Annotated in this window: 5 protein-coding genes and 1 pseudogene; 5 read left to right on the top strand and 1 reads right to left on the bottom strand. The window is 40.8% G+C overall.

Annotated elements, in window-relative coordinates; all coding sequences use genetic code 11:
• The first annotated feature begins 468 nt into the window (after positions 1-468).
• From HWQ36_RS29595 to HWQ36_RS29585, 3 genes and pseudogenes are all read left to right on the top strand, one after another.
• The gene (locus tag HWQ36_RS29595) at positions 469-1,185 is read left to right on the top strand and encodes a conjugal transfer protein TrbI (protein ID WP_292709493.1); all 717 of its coding nucleotides are present in this window, start codon (positions 469-471) and stop codon (positions 1,183-1,185) included.
• A 1,669-nt stretch (positions 1,186-2,854) separates the two neighbouring features.
• A pseudogene (locus HWQ36_RS29590) lies at positions 2,855-3,487 on the top strand (S-layer homology domain-containing protein); the annotation flags it as partial.
• 165 nt (positions 3,488-3,652) lie between these two features.
• Positions 3,653-5,065, top strand: coding sequence for a cobyrinate a,c-diamide synthase (locus HWQ36_RS29585; RefSeq protein ID WP_292709491.1), 1,413 nt, complete (start codon positions 3,653-3,655; stop codon positions 5,063-5,065).
• A 150-nt stretch (positions 5,066-5,215) separates the two neighbouring features.
• Here HWQ36_RS29585 and HWQ36_RS29580 read toward each other — a convergent pair whose 3' ends face one another.
• Complete coding sequence (locus HWQ36_RS29580) at positions 5,216-5,653, bottom strand: cyclic nucleotide-binding domain-containing protein (RefSeq protein ID WP_292709489.1); 438 nt, start codon at positions 5,651-5,653, stop codon at positions 5,216-5,218.
• A gap of 627 nt (positions 5,654-6,280) precedes the next feature.
• Here HWQ36_RS29580 and HWQ36_RS29575 point away from each other — a divergent pair.
• Both HWQ36_RS29575 and HWQ36_RS29570 read left to right on the top strand, forming a co-directional pair.
• Entirely contained in the window at positions 6,281-6,955 is a 675-nt protein-coding gene (locus HWQ36_RS29575; protein ID WP_292709487.1) for a cadmium resistance transporter, read from the top strand.
• A gap of 251 nt (positions 6,956-7,206) precedes the next feature.
• The gene (locus HWQ36_RS29570; RefSeq protein WP_292709485.1) at positions 7,207-7,890 is read left to right on the top strand and encodes a pentapeptide repeat-containing protein; all 684 of its coding nucleotides are present in this window, start codon (positions 7,207-7,209) and stop codon (positions 7,888-7,890) included.
• Positions 7,891-7,907 lie beyond the last annotated feature (17 nt).

Genomic DNA, 7,907 nt, shown 5'->3' with positions numbered 1-7,907 from the left:
AAGGGCAATGAGGCTTATTCTATCTGCATTCTAGCCCTTTTTGTCCCCCCGTAAGCTTAAATACACACATAGCAGATAATTGATCTTTCAGTCCCACAGAGAAATCATTCGTTAAGAAAACGAAAATATTTCCCAAGTCCTAGCAAATCAATTTAGAATAGAAGTAAGAGTTCGCAGTTAGCCCATCGCCTCTATTCAAAGGCTTAGATATGTGGACATAAGTAATAAAACAACATTTAGGAACAAAATGATCCTCTTTTGCGTCGCATAAATGTCTTGCCTCTGATTTGAGCAACGCACATTAGCAGGATACAAATTCTGAGGTGCGATCGCGATCGCACAGACTCCCACAATAATAAGTACTTTTATCTTCGGAATACGCTTATAGACAGGTTCAAAAACAGTCAGAAACAAACTCAGTAAATCACCGTCATTAAATACATCACATACACAAAGGACAACTCTCTTATGACTCGCCTATATCAATGGAAATCTGGAACTGCTGCATTTATGGCAATAGCCGTTACCGCAAGCGTCACTAGCCCCCTATTAAGCTTGGCTCCTGCTAATGCACAATACAAAATTGCGCAAAACAGAAATAATAGTCAATATGGAAACGTTACTATTCCTTCTGGGGTTGCTTTGCCTGTCACTTACGATAAAGAGACAATTACTATTGCTCCTGGGGAAAGTAAGTCTATAACCTTGAAAATAGCGAACGACATTATCGACAGAAATAGAAATGTCTTAATTCCTGCTGGAACTAAAGTAAATGGACGGCTAGAATCTGTTGACTTAGATAATTATTCAAGAAATACAGATAATAACCAAGGAAAAGGCGTGCGGTTTGTCGCTCAAGAATTAGAATTTTCTAATGGTCAGCGTCAGTCGATTAATGCAAGTTCTCGGACATACACCACAATTCAAAAGGTTTCACAGGGGCCTAGCACAGGTCAGGTTTTAACTGACGCAGCGATTGGTGGAGGTGCTGGTCTTTTAGGTTCACTAATTACTGGCAACAACAGAATTGATGATTTAAAACCTGTTATTGGTGCGGCTGCGGGTGCGGGTGCGAGTGTTCTGTTACGGAAGAAACAAATAGATGCGTTTGTCATCAGACCCGCACAAGATTTAAAGCTCACACTGAATTCTAATTTGAATTTAGTACCACAATCGCGCTACTAGATTTAACTCTATTCAAGTCGTGACTTTAATCAACCCTGATAGGCGATCGCCACTTTAACTAGAGTGTGCGATCGCCTTCATTTTTATAACCTAAAAAATTCTATTTAATAGCAACTATTATACCTCTATATCGTCTTCATCACCATCGATATTTATTAGAATACTTATTGAATTATGCTATGGAGAGAGCGAGGAAAGTCGGCTCTATTTTATTATCTATCTAAAAGAGTATTCAAAATTACGTAATATCCTGATACTTTTTGTCAAGTAGTGGTATAAAGGGGCATTTGTGATGGTAAGTAAAGGTTTCATTTTAAGCACATCTTTTGCAATTCCCGTGGTGTTAATTATTTTGAGTCAGGGAGAAAAGATAAAAGGATCTTTAGTTGAAAACGCCAGTCAGGTATCTAATAACAACGAAATTAGCCTATCTAGCCACGAGCTAATTAGCGCGAATTCAACACCGAAAAAATACTATGTTAGTGGTAATGGAAACGACAACAATAGCGGACTTTCTACTTCATCCGCATTTAGGACAATTCAGAAAGCAGCAGACCTCACCAACCCTGGTGATACAGTATTGATTATGAACGGAGTCTACAAAAATGTAGCCAAAGCTTTGAGTGTAGTAAATATTAAACGTTCTGGAACTGCAAATGCATGGATTAGGTATAAAGCATATCCTGGACATTTCCCAAAAATTCAACACAATACATGGAACGGTATTCTGATTTCAAGTGAAGCGTCATATATCGAGATTAACGGGCTGGAGGTTATAGGGAACAATGCCAATATAACTCTTGATTATGCGATGAGTCAAAAGACTAACAAACTAAACCCACTCACGAATGGAAACTGCATCAGCGTTGACGGACGAACCAGTGGTCATGTTCATCATATCCGTATTCTGAACAATAAAGTGCATGACTGTGGAGGAGCAGGTATTTCAGCGATTCAATCAGACTATGTGACAGTAGATAATAACGTAGTTTTCAATAATGCCTGGTATGGTGTTTATGGTGCTAGTGGTATTTCAATGTTGAATAATTGGAATTCTGACAAAAACCAGGGATACAAGATGTTTGTTACCAACAACAAGACTTACAACAATCGTATGTATATCCCTTGGATTGCAGTTGGAAAGATCACAGATGGTAATGGTATTATTATCGATACTACAAGAAACGATCAGAATAACTCAAAACTAGGTGCATATCAAGGACGCACTTTAGTTAAAAACAATCTTACATTTAATAATGGTGGTTCGGGTATTCATACATTTTTAAGCGATCATGTTGATATTGTAAATAACACTGCTGTTTTAAATAATCAAAGTCCTGAAATTAAAGATGGGCAAATATTTGCTAATGTATCATCTGATGTCAGGATTTTAAACAATATTCTCTATGCTTTCCCTGGTAAACCTGTTAATAGTAATAATAAAAATAAAAACGTTGTTTATAATTATAATATATATCTGAATAGCTCCAATGTAAGTGTTAAGGGAACTCACGATATTGTTGCAGACTCACAGGTTTTAAAAAAGTATCCTACTATCGAAAAAATATCTGATGAATGGAAATCGCGGCTAGATAAACAAAATCCACCAACACAGATTTATGTAGAGTCTAACTCCGCAGGTTTTGTTTGTGAGTCAGTAACTTATAGTTTGCAAGGGAAACCTATTCAAGTGGGATGCGCCCCGTTATCTTTAGCTCAAATTGCTTTTTCTGATGTTTCATCTAACTATTGGGCAGCACAATTTATTCAACAATTGTCACAGCGAGGGGTAATTGCAGGATTTCCTGATGGTAGCTTCCGCCCTGAAGAACCGGTGACACGCGCTCAATTTGCCGCTATGGTCAACAAAGCTTTCCAAAAAGCACAGCAGAGGCAGGCGATCAATTTTGTTGACGTGCCTAGCAACTATTGGGCATCAAGTGCTATCCAGCAAGCTTATACCATTGGTTTTTTATCTGGATATCCCGGTAATCGTTTTCAGCCTAACCAGGCTATTCCCCGCCAGCAGGTTTTGGTTTCCCTCGCCAACGGTCTGGGATATACTTCTGGTGGCAATACCGAAAACACTCTGAAATATTTCAACGATGCCTCTAACATCGCTAGCTATGCCCGTAGCCCGATCGCAGCTGCAACTGAAAAGCAAATTGTGGTGAACTATCCAAATGTAAAGTCCCTGAATCCAACCGCAACCGCTACTCGCGCCCAGGTAGCAGCTTTTATCTACCAAGCACTGGTTAGTTCTAACCAAGCCTCAGCAATTAACTCGCCTTATGTCGTGTCAAACCTCAGCAATTAACTGCTTAAGTAGATCGGCGCAATTAAAGCTAACTGGCTAAGGCTGTCATTTGTCCTTTGTCCTTTGTCATTAGTAAAGGTTTTAAGCCTATTTACGTTTCGTAATATACTTGGTTTTTTTCGCGCCAACTTACTTAATCAACAATTATCCATGTCTATAATCATTGCTGGAGAACGTAGTGGGGTGGGCAAGACAACAGTCACGCTTACCCTTTTAGCATCTTTACGTCGTCGCGATCGCTTGGTGCAATCTTTCAAGGTAGGCCCAGACTACATCGATCCGATGTTTCATCAACACGTAACTGGTCGTCCTTGTCGCAACTTAGACCCAGTGTTGACTTCAGAAACCTACGTTCAGCAATGTTTTGCCCATCATAGTCAAGTGAGTGAATATGCCCTAGTGGAAGGGGTAATGGGGTTATTTGATGGAATTTCGTCATTGGTCATTAGTCATTTGTCTTCTGCAAATGACAAAGGACAAATGACTAATGACAAAGGACAAATTACTGATTTTGCAAGTACGGCACACATTGCACGGCTTTTAGATTTACCTGTGGTGTTGGTAATTGATTGTAGTCGCTTATCTGGTTCTGTAGCTGCGATCGCTCACGGCTACCAATCTTTTGACCCCCGAATTAAAATAGCTGGGGTAGTATTAAATCGCGTGGGAAGCGATCGCCACCTCTCTCTCCTCAAAGATTCCCTAGAACCCCTACAATTAACTATTCTCGGCGTGCTGCGTCGTCAAGATAACATCACAATTCCCGATCGCCATTTGGGTTTAGTACCCACAGCAGAACTTCCCGAACTCAACGCTTTAATTGATCGCCTCGCCGATTTAGGAGATACCTGTTTCGATTGGCAAAACTTATTACCCCTGCTAAAATCACAACCTCTCCCTCATCCCCCTCATCCCCCTCATCCCCCCTCCTCCATCAGAATTGCAGTTGCCCGCGATCGCGCTTTTAATTTTTATTACCAAGACAATCTCGATTTGCTGCAACAACTTGGCGCAGAACTGGTTTTCTGGAGTCCTTTAGAAGATGCTGACATACCAAATAATGTGCAGGGAATGTATTTTGGCGGAGGTTTCCCAGAAGTTTTTGCCCAGCAACTAGCAGAAAATACCAGCGTTCGTGATGCAGTGAAAACAGCAATTATCAAAGGAATGCCTGCGATCGCTGAATGCGGAGGATTAATGTATTTATGTGAGCAAATTATCGATTTTGAGGGTAAATCCTGGTCGATGACGGGAGTTTTACCGACATCTGCTGTCATGGGTGGGCGTTTAACTTTGGGCTATCGTCGTGCTGTAGCTTTGCAAGATAATCTCTTAGTTAAGGCAAATACAACTGTCTACGGGCATGAATTTCATCGTTCCCATTTAACCTTAATTCCCACTCAGCCCCTATTTGAAACTTCTCGCTACGATTGTGACGAAAATATGGGATGCGAAGGATGGGGTTTCCCCGCAAATGTTCATGCTTCTTATGTGCATTTGCATTGGGGAGAAAGTAGAGAAATTCCCGAACAGTTTCTTAAAGAATGTAGAACTTATAAGTAGGTCGGCGCAATTAAAGCTAACTAGCTAAGGCTGTCATTTGTCACTTGTACTGAGCGAAGCCGAAGTATTGGTCATTAGTAAGGATTTTAAGCCTATTTAACATGAGTTCGACGGAGTGAATTGACTGTGGTAGGAGGTTTTAGGTTTAATTCAACGTGAGTTCGATAGATTCATATCGTCATTCAACTTGCGAATCAGACGGGATAACTCACGAATGATATTCACCGCAATTTCAGGAGTTTCTTCGATCGCATCATACAGTTGCTCTTGAGTCAGTTCCAAAAATTCGCAAGGTTCCAAAGTCGTTGCAGTGGCAGAACGAGGTTGAGTATCAAATACTGCCATCTCACCAAAGTATTTTCCCTGCTCCACCTCTGCAAGCAGTTTATTGCCGATGTGAACTTTAACCCGGCCTGACACGACAATATAAAGCGATCGCCCTTCTTCTCCTTGGCGAAAGATAGTGTAATTAGCTGGAAATGAAAGTTCGTTCATCACTGAAGTGAGCCGCACAATAAAATCATCCCGCAATTCCTTAAAAATCGGGACTCGCCGGACAAATAATAAACGGTCAACACTGGTTAGCATAATTACAAATTAAACATAAAACATTACTGTAAATTTTAAACCTGAAGCCAGAGCGCGATTAGTCATATTAACCGATGTTGAACGCTAGCCGCCAAGAATATCTCAAACTTTAGCCTGTCTCCAATAAGAAGAGGCAGGGGGAATGGGGAACTTGTACTGAGCGCAGTCGAAGTATGGGGAATGAGGGGGAATTATTAAAATTAAGTCTCTCCCTTATCTCCCTTGTCCCCCTTGTCTCCCTTGTCCCCCTTGTCTCCCTTGTCTCCCTTGTCCCCCCTGCCCCCTGCCCCCTTGCCTCTTATTCAAGCCCCGCTAAAGCAACACCTATAAAATAGACTGTTTATCAATCACCTTTATTTATCGTTTTAAAAAACAAGAGTATTTGCTCTTATTTGGTTGCAAGCCATAATATTGACTTCATGAGCTCCCAAGGTACCTTGCTGAGAAAAAAATCACCAATTTGATTAGAGGCAATCGCCTCTAAAAAATGAGGAACTGGCTGATAACTAGCGAACCTCAATCGGTTGTCGTTAGGTAAAACAGTCACAAAATCTCCTTATCTGCCCTCACAGCCAAGAGCAGAGAAGGACTAGAACAAACAGCATTGAATTATCGTGAGCAACAATTATGACTTGGCTAATTAGTACATTATTTATTGGAATCTCTGTCGCTTTTGCAACTACCTTTGACGACAATTTATATTTGACAGCTTTTTTCGGAAAAGTCAATCGCACCTTTCGTCCTAAGCATATTATTATCGGTGAATTTCTGGGATTTACTACCTTAGTATGTGCTAGTCTTCCTGGCTTCTTCGGTGGTCTTCTGATTCCTAGCACCTGGATTGGATTACTAGGTTTGCTTCCCATCGCCATTGGTATCAGTAATTTCATCAGTCGAGAAGAGGAAGGAGAGACAGTGCAAGCTGTGTCAGTTGAGTTAACCTCTCCTGTCAAATCTGAACGCCAGAATAAATCATTATTAGCAACCATCCGCGATCCTCAAACCTACCGCGTTTCTGCTGTCACCGTTGCTAATGGAGGAAACAACATTGGGATCTATGTACCGTTGTTTGCTAGTAGCAATCTTCCAAGTTTGAGTGTGATTTTGTGTGTTTGTTATTTCAGTATTGGGGTATGGTGTTTCCTTTCTTACAACCTGACTCGTAATCCTCTGATGACTCCCGTTTTAACCCGCTTCGGCCGAAAAGTCTTCCCATTTGTCTTAATTTACCTGGGACTCTCTATCTTAATTAAAAGTGAATCATATCGACTGTTACCTAGTCTGGCAATGCTTTCTAATTAGGCATTACACCCGAATTGAAAACTTGTTACCTGGAAATGCGATCGCAGATGGGTGCTATTCCCTGACATAACCAAACAATCACCTGATCGTTTCCAATCCAAAAAGATTTTTTAATCACTTGAATTTATCAATTGGAATCAAAATAATATTTGATGTTATCAATCAATTTATCTAAAGTGAGAATAAAGCACATTATTGATGGCTCTTATAAAAGCAAACCCACTACTACGAATAACGATAGGAAGGAACTCATGAATCAATCAAATTCTAAAAAATTAACTCGGTGGATCGTAACAGCAGTATTTCTGGTACTTGTAGCAGGATTTTCGCTCCTTGACCAGCAAGCAGTTAAAGCTCAAACACTAACAACATCCATACCTGCTGAGTCTGAACTAGCTCCAGTCATATCTCCGGTTACACCGCCAATGGAGTCTGTAACTTCCCCAGTTATACCTCCGGTTACATCGCCAATGCAATCTGTAACTTCCCCAGTCATACCTCCAGTTGTATCGCCAGTAGTGTCTGTAGCAACAAATGTCAGACATTTATTACAAACCAATGAATGTGTCGGATGTAACCTAACTGGAGCAATGCTTAAGGATGCAAACCTGCAAGCGGCAAACTTGGAGGGTGCTAACTTACAAAATGCAGACTTAGAAAGAGCTAACCTACAGCAAACAAACTTACAAGGGGCAAACTTTCAAGGAGCAGATTTAGGTAAGGTAAACCTTTTGGGAGCAAACCTGTTAGGAGCAAACCTATTTGATGCAGACCTAGAAAAAGCCAACCTGTTGGGAGCAAATCTGCAAATGGCTAACCTACAGAACGCAGACTTGGAAAATACAAATCTCACAAATGCAAACATCCAGGGGGCTAACCTGATGGGGGTTGATTTGGACGATGCTATCAGACCGGAAGGATTTGCTATTCAGTGATTAAACTGAAGTTGTGA

The sequence above is a fragment of the Nostoc sp. NMS2 genome, from assembly GCF_017115105.1.
Classification (GTDB): Bacteria; Cyanobacteriota; Cyanobacteriia; order Cyanobacteriales; family Nostocaceae; genus Nostoc.
The sequence above is the reverse complement of the archived record's forward strand: the minus strand, read 5'-3'. Positions and strand labels throughout refer to the sequence as shown.

Coding starts and splice junctions, on each gene's coding strand:
- HWQ36_RS29570 (WP_292709485.1), top strand. CDS start 7,207: ATGAATCAATCAAATTCTAAAAAATTAACTCGGTGGATCGTAACAGCA.
- HWQ36_RS29585 (WP_292709491.1), top strand. CDS start 3,653: ATGTCTATAATCATTGCTGGAGAACGTAGTGGGGTGGGCAAGACAACA.
- HWQ36_RS29580 (WP_292709489.1), bottom strand. CDS start 5,653: ATGCTAACCAGTGTTGACCGTTTATTATTTGTCCGGCGAGTCCCGATT.
- HWQ36_RS29595 (WP_292709493.1), top strand. CDS start 469: ATGACTCGCCTATATCAATGGAAATCTGGAACTGCTGCATTTATGGCA.
- HWQ36_RS29575 (WP_292709487.1), top strand. CDS start 6,281: ATGACTTGGCTAATTAGTACATTATTTATTGGAATCTCTGTCGCTTTT.